The organism is Sphingomonas sp. Leaf198, assembly GCF_001424005.1.
Lineage (GTDB): Bacteria > Pseudomonadota > Alphaproteobacteria > Sphingomonadales > Sphingomonadaceae > Sphingomonas.
Genome location: NZ_LMPX01000001.1, coordinates 894992 through 912483, shown reverse-complemented (window position 1 = coordinate 912483; position 17492 = coordinate 894992). Strand labels below are relative to the sequence as shown.

Annotated in this window: 16 protein-coding genes; 7 read left to right on the top strand and 9 right to left on the bottom strand. The window is 65.9% G+C overall.

Going from position 1 to position 17492, the window contains the following annotated elements; all coding sequences use genetic code 11:
• Positions 1–85: 85 nt before the first annotated feature.
• Entirely contained in the window at positions 86–1909 is a 1824-nt protein-coding gene (aspS, locus tag ASG20_RS04190; protein ID WP_201780668.1) for an aspartate--tRNA ligase, read from the bottom strand.
• 91 nt (positions 1910–2000) lie between these two features.
• On the opposite strand from aspS, the gene rnd reads away from it, so the two are divergent.
• Positions 2001–3176 (top strand): ribonuclease D, encoded by a 1176-nt coding sequence (rnd, locus tag ASG20_RS04185; RefSeq protein ID WP_056048878.1) that lies wholly within the window; start codon positions 2001–2003, stop codon positions 3174–3176.
• Entirely contained in the window at positions 3173–3469 is a 297-nt protein-coding gene (locus ASG20_RS04180; protein WP_056048871.1) for an I78 family peptidase inhibitor, read from the top strand. The genes rnd and ASG20_RS04180 overlap by 4 nt, the downstream gene beginning before the upstream one ends.
• A 30-nt stretch (positions 3470–3499) precedes the next feature.
• Here ASG20_RS04180 and ASG20_RS04175 read toward each other — a convergent pair whose 3' ends face one another.
• Genes ASG20_RS04175 through ASG20_RS04160 form a run of 4 tightly spaced genes read right to left on the bottom strand, consistent with a single transcriptional unit; the run spans position 3500 to position 9090 of the window.
• Positions 3500–5011: a Ppx/GppA family phosphatase gene (locus ASG20_RS04175; protein WP_056048867.1), complete on the bottom strand. Its 1512-nt coding sequence runs from the start codon at positions 5009–5011 to the stop codon at positions 3500–3502.
• On the bottom strand, positions 5008–7173 hold the full coding sequence (locus tag ASG20_RS04170) for an RNA degradosome polyphosphate kinase (protein WP_056048865.1): 2166 nt from the start codon (positions 7171–7173) through the stop codon (positions 5008–5010). The genes ASG20_RS04175 and ASG20_RS04170 overlap by 4 nt, the downstream gene beginning before the upstream one ends.
• A 16-nt stretch (positions 7174–7189) precedes the next feature.
• Positions 7190–7834, bottom strand: coding sequence for an HdaA/DnaA family protein (locus tag ASG20_RS04165; protein ID WP_056050416.1), 645 nt, complete (start codon positions 7832–7834; stop codon positions 7190–7192).
• 11 nt (positions 7835–7845) lie between these two features.
• Complete coding sequence (locus tag ASG20_RS04160) at positions 7846–9090, bottom strand: heavy-metal-associated domain-containing protein (protein WP_056048863.1); 1245 nt, start codon at positions 9088–9090, stop codon at positions 7846–7848.
• Positions 9091–9154: 64 nt separating this feature from the next.
• On the opposite strand from ASG20_RS04160, the gene purM reads away from it, so the two are divergent.
• The 4 genes from purM to ASG20_RS04140 are packed head-to-tail and all read left to right on the top strand — an operon-like array spanning position 9155 to position 11799.
• On the top strand, positions 9155–10270 hold the full coding sequence (gene purM / locus ASG20_RS04155; RefSeq protein WP_056050415.1) for a phosphoribosylformylglycinamidine cyclo-ligase: 1116 nt from the start codon (positions 9155–9157) through the stop codon (positions 10268–10270).
• Positions 10263–10835 (top strand): phosphoribosylglycinamide formyltransferase, encoded by a 573-nt coding sequence (purN, locus tag ASG20_RS04150; protein WP_056048860.1) that lies wholly within the window; start codon positions 10263–10265, stop codon positions 10833–10835. The genes purM and purN overlap by 8 nt, the downstream gene beginning before the upstream one ends.
• Positions 10832–11197, top strand: a complete 366-nt coding sequence (locus ASG20_RS04145) for an MmcQ/YjbR family DNA-binding protein (RefSeq protein ID WP_056048857.1) — start codon at positions 10832–10834, stop codon at positions 11195–11197. Before purN ends, ASG20_RS04145 begins: the two co-directional genes overlap by 4 nt.
• Positions 11194–11799 (top strand): hypothetical protein, encoded by a 606-nt coding sequence (locus ASG20_RS04140; RefSeq protein ID WP_056048854.1) that lies wholly within the window; start codon positions 11194–11196, stop codon positions 11797–11799. Before ASG20_RS04145 ends, ASG20_RS04140 begins: the two co-directional genes overlap by 4 nt.
• A gap of 164 nt (positions 11800–11963) precedes the next feature.
• Here ASG20_RS04140 and ASG20_RS04135 read toward each other — a convergent pair whose 3' ends face one another.
• The 4 genes from ASG20_RS04135 to ASG20_RS04120 form a co-directional block, all read right to left on the bottom strand.
• Complete coding sequence (locus tag ASG20_RS04135; protein WP_056048851.1) at positions 11964–12482, bottom strand: GNAT family N-acetyltransferase; 519 nt, start codon at positions 12480–12482, stop codon at positions 11964–11966.
• On the bottom strand, positions 12482–12904 hold the full coding sequence (ndk, locus tag ASG20_RS04130) for a nucleoside-diphosphate kinase (protein WP_010163573.1): 423 nt from the start codon (positions 12902–12904) through the stop codon (positions 12482–12484). The genes ASG20_RS04135 and ndk overlap by 1 nt, the downstream gene beginning before the upstream one ends.
• Before the next feature lie 72 nt (positions 12905–12976).
• Entirely contained in the window at positions 12977–13423 is a 447-nt protein-coding gene (locus tag ASG20_RS04125) for a DNA polymerase III subunit chi (protein WP_056050413.1), read from the bottom strand.
• Positions 13424–13562: 139 nt separating this feature from the next.
• A complete protein-coding gene (locus ASG20_RS04120; RefSeq protein ID WP_056048848.1) occupies positions 13563–15038 on the bottom strand; it encodes a leucyl aminopeptidase in 1476 nt (491 codons plus the stop codon).
• 183 nt (positions 15039–15221) lie between these two features.
• Here ASG20_RS04120 and ASG20_RS04115 point away from each other — a divergent pair, with 183 nt between their 5' ends.
• Positions 15222–17489: an LPS-assembly protein LptD gene (locus ASG20_RS04115; protein WP_056050411.1), complete on the top strand. Its 2268-nt coding sequence runs from the start codon at positions 15222–15224 to the stop codon at positions 17487–17489.
• The last annotated feature ends 3 nt before the right edge of the window (positions 17490–17492 follow it).

The window sequence follows — 17492 nt, the reverse complement described above, 5'->3', positions numbered from 1 at the left end:
GTTGGTTTGCGCCAACCTCCCCTCACCCTCCCGTCGCCAAGCGGCTCCTCCTTCCCTCTCCCCGATGGGGCGAGGGACAGTCACGTCACCCCGCGTTCGGCGCGACCACCTTCGTCGCATCCTTCGGGCCATCGACCGTCAGGCGGATGTTGAGTTCCTTCAACTGCTTGGCGCTGACCGGGCTCGGCGCGCCCATCATCAGGTCCTCGGCCTTCTGGTTCATCGGGAACAGCACGACCTCGCGGATGTTCGGCTCGCCCGCGAGCAGCATCACCATCCGGTCGATCCCCGGTGCCGAGCCACCATGCGGCGGCGCGCCGACCTTGAACGCATTGATCATGCCCGCGAAGTTCGTGTCGACGTCCGCCTGCGTATAGCCGGCGATCTCGAACGCCTTGTACATGATTTCCGGACGGTGGTTCCGGATCGCGCCCGACGACAGCTCGACGCCGTTGCAGACGATATCGTACTGATACGCCAGGATATCGAGCGGGTCCTTGGTCTCCAGCGCGTCCATCTCGCCCTGCGGCATCGAGAACGGATTGTGGCTGAAGTCGACCTTCTTCGCGTCCTCGTCATATTCGAACATCGGGAAGTCGACGATCCAGCAGAACTCGAACCGGTTCTCGTCAATGAGCCCCAAGTCCGCACCGATCCGCGCCCGGGCAGCGCCCGCGAGCTTGGAGGCGGGCAGTTCCTTGCCGGCAGCGAAGAAAATGCCGTCGTTCGGGCCGAGGCCCATCTCAGCGATCAGCTTCCGGGTCGCTTCCTCGCCGTGGTTCTTGGCGATCGGACCACCAAGTTCGCCATTTTTCTGCGTGATGTAGCCGAGCCCGGCATGACCCTCGGCGCGCGCCCAGTCGTTCATGTCGGTGAAGAATTTCCGCGACTTGTCGGCGGTGTTCGGCGCGGGGATCGCGCGGACCACGTCACCACCGGCGACTATGCCCGCGAACAGGCCGAAGCCCGAGTCGACGAAGTGGTGGCCGACGTCATGGATCAGGATCGGGTTGCGCAGGTCGGGCTTGTCGCTGCCGTACTTCAGCATCGATTCGCGGTAGGGGATGCGCTTAAACGGCAATGCAGAGACCTGACGACCCTTGCCCTGCCAGTCGGCAAACTCCTCGAACACGCCGTGCAGGACGGGCTCGATCGCATTGAACACGTCGTCCTGCGTGACGAAGCTCATCTCGAAATCGAGCTGGTAGAATTCGCCGGGCGAACGATCAGCGCGTGCGTCCTCGTCGCGGAAGCACGGCGCGATCTGAAAATAGCGGTCGAAGCCCGCGACCATCAACAGCTGCTTGAACATCTGCGGCGCCTGCGGGAGCGCGTAGAACTTGCCCGGGTGGACGCGGCTCGGCACCAGATAATCGCGCGCGCCCTCAGGGCTCGATGCGGTCAGGATCGGCGTCTGGAATTCGGTGAACCCTTGCGAATTCATGCGGTTGCGGAGCGACGTGATCACCTGGCTGCGGAGCATGATGTTCGCGTGCAGCCGCTCGCGACGCAGATCGAGGTACCGATAGCGCAGGCGGATATCCTCGGGATACTCGGCCTCGCCGGCGACCGGCATCGGCAGTTCGCCGGCCATCGACTGGACCGTCGCGGCGGTCGCACGGATCTCGATCCCGCCGGTCGGCAGGTTCGGGTTCACAGCTTCCGGCGCACGTGCGGTCACCTTGCCGGTGATCGTGACGACGCTTTCGCTCTTCAGGCCTTCGATGACCTTGAAGACGGGCCCCGACACGTCGGTGACGATCTGCGTGATGCCGTAGTGATCGCGCAGATCGATGAAGACGAGGTCGCCGTGATCGCGCTTCTTGTGGACCCAGCCGGAGACGCGGACCTCTTCGCCGACCTGTTCGGGGCGGAGGGCTGCGCAGTTGTGGGTGCGATAGGCGTGCATGATGGGTCTTCTCGGACGATAAACAGGTGGTCCGCGCTTCCCTTCATCACCCGCCTTTGTCAACCTCGGCGACCCTCGCTATGGAAACCTCATGCATATCCACCCGCTTATCTCCGACAGTGCCACGCTCGCCAATCTGTGCGCGCGGATGGCCGACGCCGACTATGTGTGCGTCGACACCGAATTCATGCGCGAGAGCACCTATTACCCGGAACTGTGCCTGATCCAGATCGCCGACGACAAGGAAGCCGCGGCGATCGACCCGATGGCACCGGGGATCGACCTCAAGCCCTTGCTCGACCTGCTCGTGGAGAATCACGACGTGCTGAAGGTAGTCCATGCCGGCGGGCAGGATATCGAAATCGTCTACAACCTCACCGGCAAGACGCCCTTCCCGCTGTTCGACACGCAGGTGGCGGCGATGGCGCTCGGACAGGGCGAGCAGATCGGCTATTCGAACCTGGTCGACAGCTGGCTCGGGATCGCGGTCGACAAGGGCGCGCGGTTCACGGACTGGGCGCGGCGTCCTCTGGATGCGCGGCAGATCGAATATGCGATCGGCGACGTGACTCATCTGTCGAAGATCTTCCCGAAGATGCTGGAGCGGTTGCGGAAAACCGGGCGCGGCGTTTGGCTCGATCAGGAGATGGAGCGGCTCGGCGATACCGCCAATTATGCGAACGATCCCGATCTGGCGTGGAAGCGCGTGCGGATTTCGGGGCGCAAGCCTGATGTGCTGGGTCGCCTAAAGGCGCTGGCTCGGTGGCGTGAGCTTGAGGCGCAGGCGAAAGATCTGCCGCGTGGGCGGATCGTCAAGGACGAGACTCTCGGCGACATGGCGGGGCATCCGCCGAAGAAGCAGGCGGACCTGGCGCGGGTGCGTGGGTTGTCGGCGACGTGGGCCGGCAACGACATCGGCGGGCGCTTGATGGCGGCGATCGAGGGGGCGCAGCCGCTTGGCGACGACGAACTGCCGCCACGCGACGATCGCAAGCCGGGGCTTGGCAAGGAGGGTTCGCTGGTGGCGGACCTCCTCAAGCTGCTACTGAAGATTCGGTCGCGAGACATTGATGTGGCTTCGAAACTTCTTGCGCGGACCGATGAGCTCGAGGCCCTGGCGGCTGGTGTTCGCACCGGGCTGCCGATGCTCGAGGGCTGGCGGTTCGACCAGTTCGGGCGTGATGCGCTGGACCTAGTCGAGGGGCGGCTGGCGTTTGCGGTGATCGGCGGGAAGCTCAAGATGACACGTACGGAGGATGCCGCATGAGGATCGTTCTGGTCGCAGCCTTGCTAGCCTCTGCGGCGTGTACGCCGGTCGAGATGCGTGGCGAGACGCCTACCGCTCCGCCGGTCGCCGCCGCCTGCAATGCCGACTCGCTGGGCGATCTGGTCGGCAAGCGCGCAAGCGATGCTCGGGCCGACGTGATGCAGACCCGATCGGGCGCACGCACGCTCCGCTGGATCGCACCGAACACGGCCGTGACGATGGATTTCCGCTCCGATCGGCTGAACGTTTATGTCGATGCGAAGGGGCGGATCGAACGCTTCACCTGCGCCTGATAACTTAGCTCCACCCCTGCAGGGGTGGAGCTAAGCAATAGCGAGTAGGGGTTTGCGACCTAACGCGGTTGCCAGGGCAGTATGGCGACGCTCGACCGCCTCGCCGTACAGTCCACGATCGTCAGAACGCAGCGTCAACGTGAGCGATACGCCATCGTCCGTGAGTTGCGAGCGCTTCAGCGGTCCGGCTAGGCCCCCGCTCATCCTCTGGCCGAGCCGCATCGCCATGCCCCAGGCCGTAGCACTCTTCAGCGCGGCCGGGGTCGCCAGCCGCCCTACCGGGTCTGCCGCCGCCAGATCGCCGCCGAGGCTCGTGTAGAGCGCCTGCGCCAGCATTCCGCGACCCGGTGCGTCGATCGCGACCCAGTTGCCGTGCAGCGCGACCTCGACGCCGCGTTCGGCGCGGAACTCGGGGTTGGCGCGCCAGCCTACGTCCGCGAGCAGGCATGCGGTGTGGCGGATGCGGGCCATCGCGGGTGGCTCGGTGGTGAACAGCGGTGCGATCCAGCGGTCGAGGAGATCGCCGTGCTCGGGGAAGCGGCCGAGCAGGCGCCCCTCTTCGCGTGCTGCGACGATCAGCGGATCGAGCGTTCGGTCTGCGGGCTTCAGGTCTTCGTAGAGAAGGCCTTCGCGCAGGCCATAGGCGGAGACGATCGTCGTCCGGCTGCCAAGCTGCCGCATCAGTACGCCTAGAAGCGCCGCGGCGTCAGCCAGCGTTGCCGTGCGGCCCGACGACAGTCCCGGAATTGCCTTCAGGCGCGGCTTGGAAAGCTGCGGGATGGTCCGGCTGAGCCGGGTGATCGTCGCCGCGGTCATCGAATATTGGTGGATGATCGGCAGCGGGTAATCCGACAGCTCCATGTCGAGCCGTGCCAGCGCCCGCCACGATCCGCCGACCAGATAGAGCGGAAGCCCCTGCCCCTTCGCGGTCCACCCCGCCTCGCGCACCAGACGCGCCACGTAGCGGGCGAGCACCTTGCCGCGCTTCGCCCGGATCGGACCGATGCGCAGAACGCCGAGCGGGAACGACACGCGGTCCTCGATCTTGCCGCGGCGGACGCGGACGAGTTCGAGACTGCCGCCGCCGAGATCGCCAACGATGCCATCTGCTTCGGGGATGGCGGACAAGACACCGTAGCCAGCCGCGCTGGCTTCCTGTTCGCCTGACAGCGTCTCTACCGTCAGGCCGAGTTGTTCAGCTGCGGCTATGAGTTCGCCGCCGTTTTTCGCATCGCGCACTGCCGCGGTCGCGACCGTGCGAAGCGTCGAGCATTCCATTTCTTTCGCCACCGCCGCGAACCGTGCCAGCGCGACGCGTGCCGTCTTCAGCGCGGATTTCTCGATCGCGCCGGTAGCGGCGAGCCCTCGCCCGAGCCCCGCCAACACCTTCTCATTGAACCGGATCGCGGGGAGCCGCGGCGGCCCCTGGTAGACCACCAGACGGATCGAGTTCGAGCCGATATCGATGATCCCGGTGCGCGGGTGGTCGTCCGTCTCGGCCTTGGGCGGGGCATTGCCGAACAGAATATTTGTGACGCTCATCGTTTTCGACGGAGCGACAGCGTCGGCACGGCATTGCTGGTCGCGAGCGAAGCGCCCCGGCCGGAAAGCGAAGGATTCGTCATGAAATACCGATGCAGGTTGAACGGGCGGTCGCCGGGATCGACGCGGCTATATTCGCCGTCGGGGCCTAGCTCCCAACTCTGCTCGTTGTCGATCAGGTTCGCGACCATCACCTGATCGAGGATCTGGTCGTGGACGGTGGGGTTGAGGATCGGCAGCATGTACTCGACACGGCGGTCGAAGTTACGCGGCATCCAGTCGGCCGACGAGATAAACAGCTTCGCGCCATCGTTCGGCAGCGCCTTGCCGTTGCCGAACGCCCAGATGCGGCTGTGCTCCAGAAAGCGCCCGATCACCGATTTCACCCGGATCGTCTCGGACAAGCCAGGCACGCCGGGGCGCAGGCAGCAGATGCCGCGGATGATCAGGTCGATCTCTACCCCTGCCCCGCTCGCTTCGTAGAGCTTCTCGATCACCGCGGGGTCGACCAGCGAGTTCATCTTCGCCCAGACGCCGGCGGGCTTTCCGGCGCGGGCATTGCCGATCTCGACATCGATCAGGTTCATGAGGTTCTGGCGGAGATCGCGCGGGCTCAGGCTGACGCGCGCCATGTCGGTCGGTTCGACGTACCCTGTGATGTAGTTGAACATCTGCGCCGCATCGCGACCCACTGCTGCGTCGGCGGTAAAGAAGCTGAGGTCGGTGTAGATCTTGGCGGTGACCGGGTGATAATTGCCCGTGCCGAAGTGGCAGTAGGTGCGAAACGCCTGGCCTTCGCGGCGGACGACCAGCGAAACCTTCGCGTGCGTCTTCCAGTCGATGAAGCCGTAGACGACCTGTACGCCCGCGCGCTCCAGCGCGGAGGCCCAGACCATGTTCTGCTCTTCGTCGAACCGCGCCTTCAGCTCGACGACCGCGGTGACAGACTTCCCCGCCTCCGCCGCGGTGATGAGCGCGTTGATGACCGCGGGCTGCTTGCCGGCGCGGTAGAGCGTCTGCTTGATCGCCACCACGTCCGGGTCGTTCGCCGCCTGTTTCAGGAAGGCGAGTACCACTTCGAACGTCTCGTACGGGTGGTGGACGACGATGTCCTTGGCCTTGATCGCCGCGAAGCAATCGCCGCCGAATTCACGGATTCGCTCGGGGAAGCGCGGCGTGAAAGGCGGGAACTTCAGGTCGGGGCGATCCTCGTCGACCAGCCCGTCGAGGTCGACGATGCCGAGCAGATTGCCGCTCTCGGTGATGATCGCGTCGGCGCCACCGAGTTCGTCCTTGAGCACGGCCGCCAGCACGTCGGGGATGCCGGTTTCGAGTTCCAGGCGGATGACGCGGCCGCGGCGGCGACGCTTGATCGCGTTGGCGAAATAGCGGACGAGGTCCTCGGCTTCCTCCTCGATCTCCATGTCGCTGTCGCGCAGGACGCGGAAGCTGGCAGCGGCGAGGACTTCGTAGCCGGGGAACAGGACCGGCGCGAACCGCTTCAGGATCGATTCGATCGAGATGTAGCGTGCGGGGTCGCCCGGCAGGCGGACGAAGCGCGTCATCGTGTGCGGGAGCATGACCAGCTCGCGGACAGGCTCGTTATCGGAGCGGCGGACGAGGTCGAAGATCACCGACAGACCGCGGTTCGGGATGAACGGAAACGGATGCGCTGGGTCGAGCGCCTGCGGGGTCAGAATCGGGAAGATCTGGTCGCGGAAATGCGTTTCCAGCCACTCGTCGGCTTCGCCCTCGACCGCTTCGCGCCGCAGCACGAACAGCCCGGCTTCGTCGAGCAGCACGCGCAGGTCGCCCCACACCGCCTGCTGGCTTGCCATCAGTTCGTCGGCCTCGCGGACGATCGCGGTCAGCTGCTGGCCCGCAGTTAAGCCGTCGGCGGATCGCCGATCGACGTCCTGCGTTTGCTGCCCCTTCAAGCCGGCGACGCGGACCATGAAGAACTCGTCTAGGTTGGAGCCCGAGATCGACAGGAAGCGAAGCCGCTCGAGCAGTGGGTGCGCGGGGTTACACGCCTCCTCCAGCACGCGGCGATTGAACGCTAGCCAGGACAGCTCGCGGTTGAAAAACCGGTCGTTCGGCTCTGCGCCGATGGGATCGTCGTCGTCTTCCGATTGGCGGACGATATGAGCTGGACGGTTCATCGGGCCTCTTGGGGGCTTATGGTGGCGTGAAGAGCGGGAGGTCGAGAGCGAGTTGCGGCCGGAGGATCAGCCCGGCCTCAGTGAGTGTGGTTCGTGCAAGAGGAATGGACAAGCGCTTGCGACGTTCCATCGCCTCCTGATCCAGCGCATCGACGGTTCGCGTTACGGTAATATGACTGCGCTCGATTCGGGTCGCGAGCCAGTCGATCAGATCGGGCCGTGCATCGAGGCTGCGCCGCTCGAACAGATGCGCCAGCAACAGCCGCATGAGTTCGTCGTCGGGCGCGCCGATCGCTGCGATCGGGCTGGCGGCGAGGCGTGAACGCAGGTCGGGAAGCTTCACCTTCCATTCGGGCGGCGCGGCGTCGGCGACGATCAGCAGCGGCCTGTGCTCCTCCTGCGCGCGGTTCCAGGCGTGGAACAGCTGCGCCTCGGGCACGCGTTCGGCGTCGTCGATGATCGTCCCGCCGCTCTTCGCCGCGAAGATTCGCGCAAGCAGGCTGCGGCCCGATTTGCGCGGGCCGGTCAGGATGGCAGTCATGACGGGCCAGGTGGCGGTATGCTCCAGCGTATGGACTGCCCGCGAGTTGGAGGGGGTAACGAGGAAGGCGTCGTCGCGAGGGTCCGCCGGCCACCCGAGTGGCAGCGCAATTTGAGTCATCTTGGTCGCGCTCACCCTGTCGTCGCATTGTCCGCGGGCAAGTCCGGCGGAAGAAGTTGGGCGACCCGGCGGATGCGGATCGTCTGGCCGGAGCCGAATACCTGGTAGCCTCGGGCTTCTAGCGCGGTCTTCAGCGCCGCGGGGTCGCCGTCGTACGCGACGCGCATCAGTGAGACGCCGCCGAGTGCAAGGCTGGTTGTTGCCGCCGAGCGGACGCCGGGGATCGCGCGGAGTGCTGCTTCCGTAGACGAGACGGCGGTCGCTGCGGGCGTGTCGAACTGGACGATGACCGAGATGCCCTCGCCGCCGGTCAGCGCCGCGGTATTGGCGTCGGCGGTCTCGTCGGTCGGCAGGTCGTCTATCGTCGCGGCTTCGGGCGGCGGCGGGGGCGAGAGGCTGTAGTCGACGCGGAGCGAACCGTTGCGGCGGGCCTGCTGGTACAGGTCGTCGATCCGCTTCACGCCGGTGTCGAGCAGTTGCGGGAGGCCATCGGGTGTGCCGACTCGCAGCGTAAAGCTGCCGATCAGGTCGTTGTCGGGGCCGTGGCGCGCTTCGAACACGCCGATCACCGGGCCGCCGGGCCATTGGCGATAGAGCTTCACGACCGGGGTGAGCACGTCGCTCGCGCCATATTGGTCGAGAATCGTCCGCCACCAGCCGCGGCCGGGGCGCTGGGTCTGGCCGACGTTGAGCAGGAGCGCGTCGGGGCCGGAGCCGGACGGGCGGACATAGTCGATGCTGCTGTTGCCGGTGCGATAGCGCGCCCAGGCCTGCTGCCACTGCGTGCTCTGCTCGAACGCCTGGCCGACGCCGCCCGAATATTGGACGGGGATGACGAGCATCGGCTGCGAACGATCGGCATAGGTCGAGATGCCGAGGATCGATCCGGCGCGGCCGCGATCGAACAGCACGCCGAGCTTGGCGATGTAGCGCTGCGGGCCGATCTGTTCGTTCTCGACGACGATTCCCGAGACGAGCGAATCGAGCGTGCCGTCGGAGACGAGACCGCCACCACCGCCGAGCCGGTTCGACAATTGTACCCAAGCTTTTCGCTGGGCGAGCCGCCAGCCGCTGTAGCGCGCGGCGTCAGCGGTCTTGCCGGCGACGTCGACCGTAACGCCGCTCACCTCGTACGCGCTGCCGCTGTCGACCGGAGCGGCGCCTCGGCTGCCGCCTTCGATCTGCGCGAGCACGGCTCCGCCGCTCAATAATAGGGCGGCACCAGCAAGCGCGGTGGGAAGGGCACGGATACGCATCAAGTGGGCCTTTTGGCGAAGCAGACGTGGAAATCCAAGCGCGATGTGGCTAGCAGCACCGATCATGACCGATACGCCAGACTCCGCCGCTCCCGCTTCGGGCCCCTACACCTACGCTCAGGCGGGCGTTTCGATCGCCGCGGGCAACGCGCTGGTGCGGGCGATCGCCCCGCTCGCGCGCTCGACGCGGCGGCCGGGCGCGGATGCCGATCTTGGCGGGTTCGGCGGGATGTTCGACCTCAAGGCGGCAGGGTTCGTCGATCCGTTGCTGGTCGCGGCGAACGATGGTGTCGGTACCAAGCTGAAGCTGGCGATCGAATGGGACCGGCATGAGGGTGTCGGCGTCGATCTCGTCGCGATGTGCGTCAACGACCTGATCGTCCAGGGTGCCGAGCCGCTGTTTTTCCTCGATTATTATGCGAGCGGGAAGCTCGACGCCGCGGTCGCCGAGCGCGTCGTGGCGTCGATTGCGGAAGGGTGCAAGACCGCAGGCTGCGCGCTGATCGGGGGCGAGACCGCCGAGATGCCGGGCATGTATGCGGATGGCGATTATGACCTCGCGGGCTTCTGCGTGGGGGCGGTCGAGCGGACCAACGTGCTGACCGGGCGGGAGATCGCGGCGGGCGACGTGATGCTCGGGCTGGCATCGTCGGGCGTGCATTCGAACGGGTTCTCGTTGGTTCGTCGTCTCGCCACCGATCGCGGGTGGAAGCTCGATCGGCCTGCATTGTTCGATCAGGACAAGTTGCTGATCGATCATCTGATGGCGCCGACTCGCATCTATGTCGCGAGCCTGTTGCCGTTGCTGCGCGAGCGGCGGATCAAGGGGCTGGCGCATATCACCGGTGGTGGCCTGCTCGAGAACATCCCGCGCGTGCTGCCCGACGGCGTGCATGCGGTGGTCGACGCGGATGCCTGGGAGCAGTCGCGGTTGATGGCGTTCCTGCAAGCTCAAGGGGCGATCGAGCCGGAGGAGATGGCGCGGACGTTCAACTGCGGGATCGGCATGGTCGTGATCGTCAGCGCCGACGAGGCTGAGGCGGTGACCGCTGCGTTGGAGGCGGCCGACGAGACGGTGTTCGCGATCGGGCGGGTCGAGACCGGGACGCATGGCTGCACGGTTCGTGGGTCGGCGGGTACGTGGAGCGCGCGCGAGAACTGGACCGCGACGCATGGCTGAAAAGACGCGGGTCGGCGTGCTGATCTCCGGGCGCGGATCTAACATGATGGCGCTGGTCGGCGCGTCGCGCGCGGCGGAGTGTCCGTACGAGATCGCGCTTGTCGCGTCGGACAAGCCGGGCGCGGCCGGGCTCGACTGGGCTCGGTCGGAGGGCTTGGCGACGTTCGCACTCTCGCCGAAGGGTCTGGGGAAGCCGGCCTATGAGGCGGCGATCGATGCGGCGTTGCGCGACGCTGGTGTTGAGGTCGTCGCGCTCGCCGGGTATATGCGACTGCTTTCGGACGAATTCGTCGCCGCGTGGCGGGACCGGATCGTCAATATCCATCCGTCGCTGCTGCCCAAGTACAAGGGCCTCGATACGCATGCGCGGGCGATCGCGGCAGGAGATGCGGTCGGCGGGTGCTCGGTGCATGTCGTGACCGAGGAGCTCGATGGCGGCGTGGTGCTGGGTCAGGCCGAGGTGCCGATCCTTGCCGGCGACGATGCGGATGCGCTTGCGCGTCGCGTTCTGGCGGCCGAACATGCTTTGTACCCGAAGACCTTGGCGGAGTTCGTGACGCGATGACCGATCTACCCCCCCTCGACCGCGTTCGTGCGGCGGCGCTTGCCTTGCCCGAGACCGAGGAAAAGGTTTCACACGGCCAGCCGACTTTCTTCGTGGCCGACAGGCAGTTCGCGCAGTTCCGGGCGGATCATCACGGCGATGGACTGACCTTGGTGTGCGTGAAGACCAGCGGCACCGATGAACAGATGACGCTGATCGAGGCGAACCCGGCCGTATATTCGCGGCCGGCCTATCTCGGCGCGACCGGCTGGGTTGGGATGAATGTTGCCGGCGATCCAGACTGGGCGCTGGTCGAGGACCGGATCGCGCGGAGTTGGGAATTGGCAGCCCCTGCCCGATTGCTGGAGGCTGGCGGGCGATGAGCACCGAGACGCCGACCGAACGGCGCGAGGCTGCGGCGACGCGGCGGCGTTGGGTGACGCTAGCCGAGGTTGTGGCGGTTGCGGGCGTGCTGATCGCGGCGCTGACGCTGTGGACCAACTGGTCGGATCACCGCGCGAACGAGGCCGACAAGATCGCCGCGCAGTCGAGCGCCGCGCGCGAACGGTCGCGGATCGATCTGTCGGCGATCGTCCAGAGTGGCGGTGATTCGCTCCTGCTCAAGGATGCGCGACATGATCTTCAGGACGTGACGATCACCTTTCCGCGCGCGCTCGGCGTCTCGCCGCAGCGGCCGCCGGCCGAGCCGATCATCGACGGGTCATGGGTTTCGGATGCGATGTTGAAGCTGACCGATGGTGGGTCGGACGACCGAGCGGGGCGCCTGCCGGTTTTGGTCAGCGTGCAGTATTTCGATGGGGATACGACGCGGACGGCGAGCGGGATCTACGATGTGATCTGGAAGACGCATGGTCGGAGGATACTGGGTCGCTCGTTCAAGCTTGAGGGACTGCGCGTTCGCCAGCTTGGCGGCGATCAGGCGAAGCTCGATGCTATCTGGGCGAAAGAGAAGCCGGCTGCGTAGGTCGCGTACCGCTAAACGGTACCACCCCGGCGGAGGCCGGGGTCCAATTGGGGAACGTTGCTAACCAAGGGCAGCGTTCCGTTACTGCGACCTTTCCAATTGGACCCCGGCCTTCGCCGGGGTGGTAGTGATGCTATGCAGTGCGGCGCTTTCGCCGGGGAAACTCACACCGTTCGTGCGTAGACCGGGTCGTCGTGGAGGGTGGTGCCGACCATGAACTGGCGGGCGCCGATGACCTTGAAGCCTTGGCGTTCGTAGAAGGCTCGGGCGCGGGTGTTCTGGTCCCATACGCCTAGCAGGACTCGGGTTCGGCGTGCCGCCGCGGCGTCTTCGAGCGCGCGGGCCATCAGGGCGGCGCCCAGACCTGAGCCTTGGGCCTGCTTCATGAGGTAGATGCGGCGGAGTTCGATGTCCGCGGGGCCGGGTTCGATCGGGAAGTCCGGCACGGTCAGTACCGTGTAGCCGATCGGCGCGTGGCCGGGTTCGTACTCGGCCAGCGTCACGATCGTTGCGGGATCGGACAGCCACGTCTGGAACGCGGCGATGCTGTTCTTCGTCGTGCAGTGGGCGACGATGTCCGCCCCCGTCAGCACGGTCGCATAGGTATCGAGGAACGTGGCGGATGCGACGAGCGATAGCGCGGGCGCATCGCCCGGCTCGGCCCGTCGCAGCCGCCAGGTCATCAGCCGACGATTTCTTCGGGCTTGAAGAAATAGGCGATCTCGATCTCGGCGTTCTCGTCCGAGTCCGACCCGTGCACGGTGTTGGCTTCGATCGACTCGGCGAGTTCCTTGCGGATCGTGCCGGCATCGGCGTTGGCGGGGTTGGTGGCGCCCATGATGTCGCGGTTGCGCTGCATCGCGTTCTCGCCTTCGAGAACCTGGACGACGACCGGGCCCGAGATCATGAACGAGACGAGCTCACCGAAGAACGGACGCTCCTTGTGGACCGCGTAGAAGCCCTCGGCCTGCTCGCGGGTCATCTGGATGCGCTTCGAAGCGACGACGCGCAGGCCGGCTTCCTCAAGCATCTTGGTGACCGCACCGGTCAGGTTGCGGCGGGTTGCGTCGGGCTTGATGATCGAAAAGGTACGGTTCGCGGCCATGATGGTCACGGGCTCCTGTGTTGACGGTAATCGGATGCGCGGCGCTTAGGCGGGAGACGCGGCTAAAGCAACCTATGCGGACTGTTCCCAGCGGCCCGACTCGTTCTGCTTCCAGTAGCGGCGTTCGACGCCGTCGTGGTCGGCTAGCGCCTTCCAGGCGAGGCGGGCTTCGCGGATGGATTCGTCGTCGAAGATGTGAAAGGCGCGGTCAAAGGTTAGGATAAGGTCACGCCAACGTCCGTCTACCACCGCGACGTTGCGGGCGGCGTTGGCGGGGGTGGCTTCCTGGATATCTTGAGCGATTAGAATGGGTTGTGCTGTATCGTCGGTGCTGCCGGCTTGGGCGTGGGGGAGGAAGCTCTCGGGAGCGTAGGACCAGAGCAGGCGGTCGAGCGCCACGCGTTGTTCTTCGGGTTCGGCTACGATGAGGAGGCGGCCGCCGGTTTGGACGACGCGCTCGGCGATCCGCGGGAGGACGCGGTCGAGGGGGCTGGTTAGGTGGTAGAAATCGACCTGCATAGTTTCCATCTCCCTGCCCAACCCACGCCGTCATCCTGACGAAAGTCAGGACCCAGAGTCATGGAGTGCATCGTTTGGTATCCTGGGTCCTGACTTTCGTCAGGATGACGGGGGGAGTGCGAGCCCCTCCTATCCGTAATTAGCCCTCGAAATTGTCGGCGACGAACTGGTCGAGCAGGCGCACGCCATAACCCGTAGCGCCCTTGTCGTGGTTGGTGCCTGGCTTGTCGGACCAGACCATGCCGGCGATGTCGAGATGCGCCCACTTCACGCCTTCGTCGACGAAGCGCTTGATGAACTGCGCCGCGGTGATCGAGCCAGCGCCGCGGGGGCCGACGTTCTTCATGTCGGCGATCGGCGAGTCGATCAGCTTGTCGTAGGCGGGCGACAGCGGAAAGCGCCAGAGCGTGTCGCCGGTGGTCTTGCCTGCCGCGATCAGCTGGTCGGCGAGCGCATCGTCGTTGGCGAAGATGCCGCCATTCTCGGTGCCGAGCGCGACGATCATCGCGCCGGTGAGCGTGGCGAGATCGACGATCGTGGTCGGCTTGTGCGCCTGCTGTACCCAGGTCACGCAATCGCAGAGCACGAGGCGACCCTCGGCGTCGGTGTTGAGCACTTCGATGGTCTGCCCCGACATCGAGGTGATGACGTCGCTCGGACGAAGTGCCGCGCCGTCGGGCATGTTCTCGACGAGGCCCATCACGCCGACGACGTTCGCCTTCGCCTTGCGGCTGGCGAGCGCCTTCATCGCGCCAGCGACCGCGCCTGCGCCGCCCATGTCCCACTTCATGTCTTCCATGCCCGCGCCGGGCTTGATCGAGATGCCGCCCGAATCGAACGTCACGCCCTTGCCGACGAACGCGAGCGTCGGCGCGTCGGCCCCTGCCCCGTTCCACTTGAGTGCGAGGATGCGCGCTTCGCGGCGCGAACCCTGGCTGACGCCGAGCAGCGAGCCCATGCCGAGCTCGGTCATCTGCGCTTCGTCGAGCACGGTGATCTCGAGCCCGAGACCTTCCACGTCCTTCGTCACCTTCTCGACGAAGCTCTCAGGGTAGACTACGTTCGGTGGCGAGGTGACCAGCCAGCGGGTCAGGTCGAGACCGTCGGTGACAGCGGCCGCCTCGTGCCAGGCAGCATCGGTGCCGTCCGGTGCACCGGCGATGGTGATCTCGGTCAGCGTCGGCTTCGACTTCTCGGCGAGCTTCGTGCGGTACGTGTCGTAGCGCCATGCGCGCTGCGCGGCGGCAGCGGCGAAGTGTGCGGCGGCCTTGGCGGTCGGCGTGGCGCTTGCCGAGAGGTCGGCAACGACCGACGTCGCGCCCGAGGTCAGCAGACGTGCGGTGATCGCACCGCCAGCCTTCTCCCAATCAGCGGTGTCGCCCGCACCGACTCCGACGAGCAGGACCTGGCGAACCGCGCCGTCGACCGGCACGAACAGCTCGATCACCGAGCCTGCTTCACCCACAAAGCGTGCCGCAGCCGCTGCGCTGGTCGCCACTGCCTCGACATCGCCGCCGATCGCGCTCCACTTGATCTTGGCCACGCCGTCCTTCGCCACGGGGACGGCGAGGATCGGGGCGTTGGCGGGAACGGTCGGGGCGAAGACGATCTGCATGAAGAAACCTCGGGAAGCTTTTGAACGATAGGATGGGCTTGGCCCTAAGTTGATGCCGCGGGCTTGGCAAAGCAAGGTGGCGGCCTGTCATCTCACGGCGATTGCAGCGAAGCGCCGGTGGTGCGATAGGCGAGCGATAGGGCGGCAAACGGCTGCCGAGTGCCAAAGGGGTTGGTTCGGATCGTGTTGCGTATCGACCTTTTGACGGGTTGTGCCGTTTCGCTCGCCTTGGCGTGCGGACTGGCGAGCTCGCCCGTGCATGCCCAGGATTTCCAGAGCCGTCCGGTCCCGCCCCCCGTGCAGGACGCACCGGTCGCCAACGCGCCCGCCGCGACTCCCGCCGAAGACCAAGTGCAGTTCAGCGCCAACGGCCTCGAATACGACACGAACACGCAGATCGTCACGGCGACCGGCGAGGTCCGGATGTTCCGCCAGGGCAACCGGCTGCGTGCCGACAAGGTCGTGTGGAACCGCCAGACCGGCAAGGTCGTCGCGTCCGGCAACATCGCCGTCACCAATCCCCAGGGCGACATCGCCTATGGGGACGAGATCAACCTGACCGATTCGCTCAAGGACGGCGTGGTCGACAACATGCTCGTCGTGCTCGAACAGGGCGGTCGCCTCGCGGCCAAGCAAGGTACGCGCGACGCCGACGGCACGGTCAACCTCAAGACCGCCGCCTACACGCCGTGCGCGGTCGGCACCTCGGCGGGGTGTCCGAAGGAACCGACGTGGAAGATCACCGCGGTGCGCGTCACCTATCGCCCCGAGCGCAAGCGCATCTATTACGCCGGCGCACGCCTGCATCTGTTCGGTCTGCCGAGCTTGCCGCTGCCCAAATTCTCGAACCCGGTCGGTGGCGACAGCGACAGCGGACTGCTGTCGCCGAACGGCGGTTATAGCCGCGTCAACGGCCTCGAAGTCAGCGTCCCCTATTATTTCAAGCTCGCGCCCAACCAGGGGCTGATCGTCACGCCGCACATCTACAGCAGCGTGCTGCCGATGGCGCAGGTCGATTATTCCGCGCTCAGCACCAAGGGGGCGTTCAGCGTCCGCGCCTATGCGACCGAGAGCCGGCGCAGCGACGACCTCAACACCGCCAACCCGACCGATACCGAGATGGCGTTCCGTGGCTATGTCGACGGCATGGCGCGCTATCAGCTATCGCCGAACTGGACCGCGAGCGGATCGCTTCGCCTGACCACCGACCGCACGTTCCTGCGGCGGTACGATATCTCGCGCGACGACCGGCTGCGCACCACCGCCAGCCTCGAACGGATCGACGACACCAGCTATTTCGCGGTAAGCGGCTGGTATGCGCAGACCCTGCGCGTCAAGGACAGCCAAGGCCAGCAACCGATCGCGCTGCCCGAGATCGATTACCGCAAGCGGTTCGACGACGGCCTGATCGGCGGCAAGTTCCAGCTCCAGCTCAACACGCTCGCGCTGACCCGCACCGATGGACAGGACACGCAGCGTGCGTTCGCCAGCCTGCAATGGGATCTGCGGCGGCTGACCAACTGGGGGCAGGAAGTCACGTTCACGGCGTTCGCGCGCGGCGACCTGTATAATACGAACGATACGCTGGCGACGACCAACCTCAGCTACCGCGGGCTCGAAGGGTTCAGCCAGCGCGCGATCGGCGCGGTCGCGGTCGATGTGAAATGGCCGTTCATCGGGACGTTCCTCGGCGGTACGCAGCGCTTCACGCCGCGCATCCAGCTGGTCGCGGCGCCGAAGTTCGCGAACATCACGCTGCCGAACGAGGATTCGCGCGCGGTCGATCTCGACGATACCAATCTATTCTCGCTCAACCGCTTCGCCGGCTATGACCGCTTCGAGGATTCGTCGCGCGCGACCTATGGCGGCGAATGGGCGTTCGATCTGCCGGGGATCAGCTTCACGACCAATGTCGGCCAGAGCTATCGGTTGAGCACGCGCCCGACCATCCTGCCCGATGGCACCGGGCTCAGCGATCGCTTCTCTGATATCGTCGGTCGTACCGAGCTGCGGTTCCGGGACTTCGTGTCGATCGTCCATCGTTACCGGCTCGACAAGGATGGTTTCGCGATCCGTCGCAACGAGATCGACGCGACGATCGGGTCGCGCGCGACCTATGTGCTGGTCGGCTATCTGAAGCTGAACCGCAACATCGACGCGTCGATCGAGGATCTGCGCGATCGCGAGGAAATCCGTGCGGCCGGCCGCGTCCAGTTCGCGCGCTTCTGGTCGGCGTTCGGGTCGGCGGTGGTCGATCTCACCAACAAGTCGGAGGACCCGCTCTCGGCCAGCGACGGCTTCACGCCGATCCGCCACCGCGTCGGTTTCCAGTACGAGGACGACTGCCTCCGTCTCGGCGCGACGTGGCGGCGGACCTACAACAACACGGGCGACGCGCGGAAAGGCAACAGCTACCTGTTGACGCTGGCCTTCACCAATCTCGGCCGCTAAGCC

Bases quoted from the DNA above. Each gene is read 5' to 3' on its own strand.
- aspS (WP_201780668.1), bottom strand. From the start codon at position 1,909: ATGCACGCCTATCGCACCCACAACTGCGCAGCCCTCCGCCCCGAACAG.
- rnd (WP_056048878.1), top strand. From the start codon at position 2,001: ATGCATATCCACCCGCTTATCTCCGACAGTGCCACGCTCGCCAATCTG.
- ASG20_RS04180 (WP_056048871.1), top strand. From the start codon at position 3,173: ATGAGGATCGTTCTGGTCGCAGCCTTGCTAGCCTCTGCGGCGTGTACG.
- ASG20_RS04175 (WP_056048867.1), bottom strand. From the start codon at position 5,011: ATGAGCGTCACAAATATTCTGTTCGGCAATGCCCCGCCCAAGGCCGAG.
- ASG20_RS04170 (WP_056048865.1), bottom strand. From the start codon at position 7,173: ATGAACCGTCCAGCTCATATCGTCCGCCAATCGGAAGACGACGACGAT.
- ASG20_RS04165 (WP_056050416.1), bottom strand. From the start codon at position 7,834: ATGACTCAAATTGCGCTGCCACTCGGGTGGCCGGCGGACCCTCGCGAC.
- ASG20_RS04160 (WP_056048863.1), bottom strand. From the start codon at position 9,090: ATGCGTATCCGTGCCCTTCCCACCGCGCTTGCTGGTGCCGCCCTATTA.
- purM (WP_056050415.1), top strand. From the start codon at position 9,155: ATGACCGATACGCCAGACTCCGCCGCTCCCGCTTCGGGCCCCTACACC.
- purN (WP_056048860.1), top strand. From the start codon at position 10,263: ATGGCTGAAAAGACGCGGGTCGGCGTGCTGATCTCCGGGCGCGGATCT.
- ASG20_RS04145 (WP_056048857.1), top strand. From the start codon at position 10,832: ATGACCGATCTACCCCCCCTCGACCGCGTTCGTGCGGCGGCGCTTGCC.
- ASG20_RS04140 (WP_056048854.1), top strand. From the start codon at position 11,194: ATGAGCACCGAGACGCCGACCGAACGGCGCGAGGCTGCGGCGACGCGG.
- ASG20_RS04135 (WP_056048851.1), bottom strand. From the start codon at position 12,482: ATGACCTGGCGGCTGCGACGGGCCGAGCCGGGCGATGCGCCCGCGCTA.
- ndk (WP_010163573.1), bottom strand. From the start codon at position 12,904: ATGGCCGCGAACCGTACCTTTTCGATCATCAAGCCCGACGCAACCCGC.
- ASG20_RS04125 (WP_056050413.1), bottom strand. From the start codon at position 13,423: ATGCAGGTCGATTTCTACCACCTAACCAGCCCCCTCGACCGCGTCCTC.
- ASG20_RS04120 (WP_056048848.1), bottom strand. From the start codon at position 15,038: ATGCAGATCGTCTTCGCCCCGACCGTTCCCGCCAACGCCCCGATCCTC.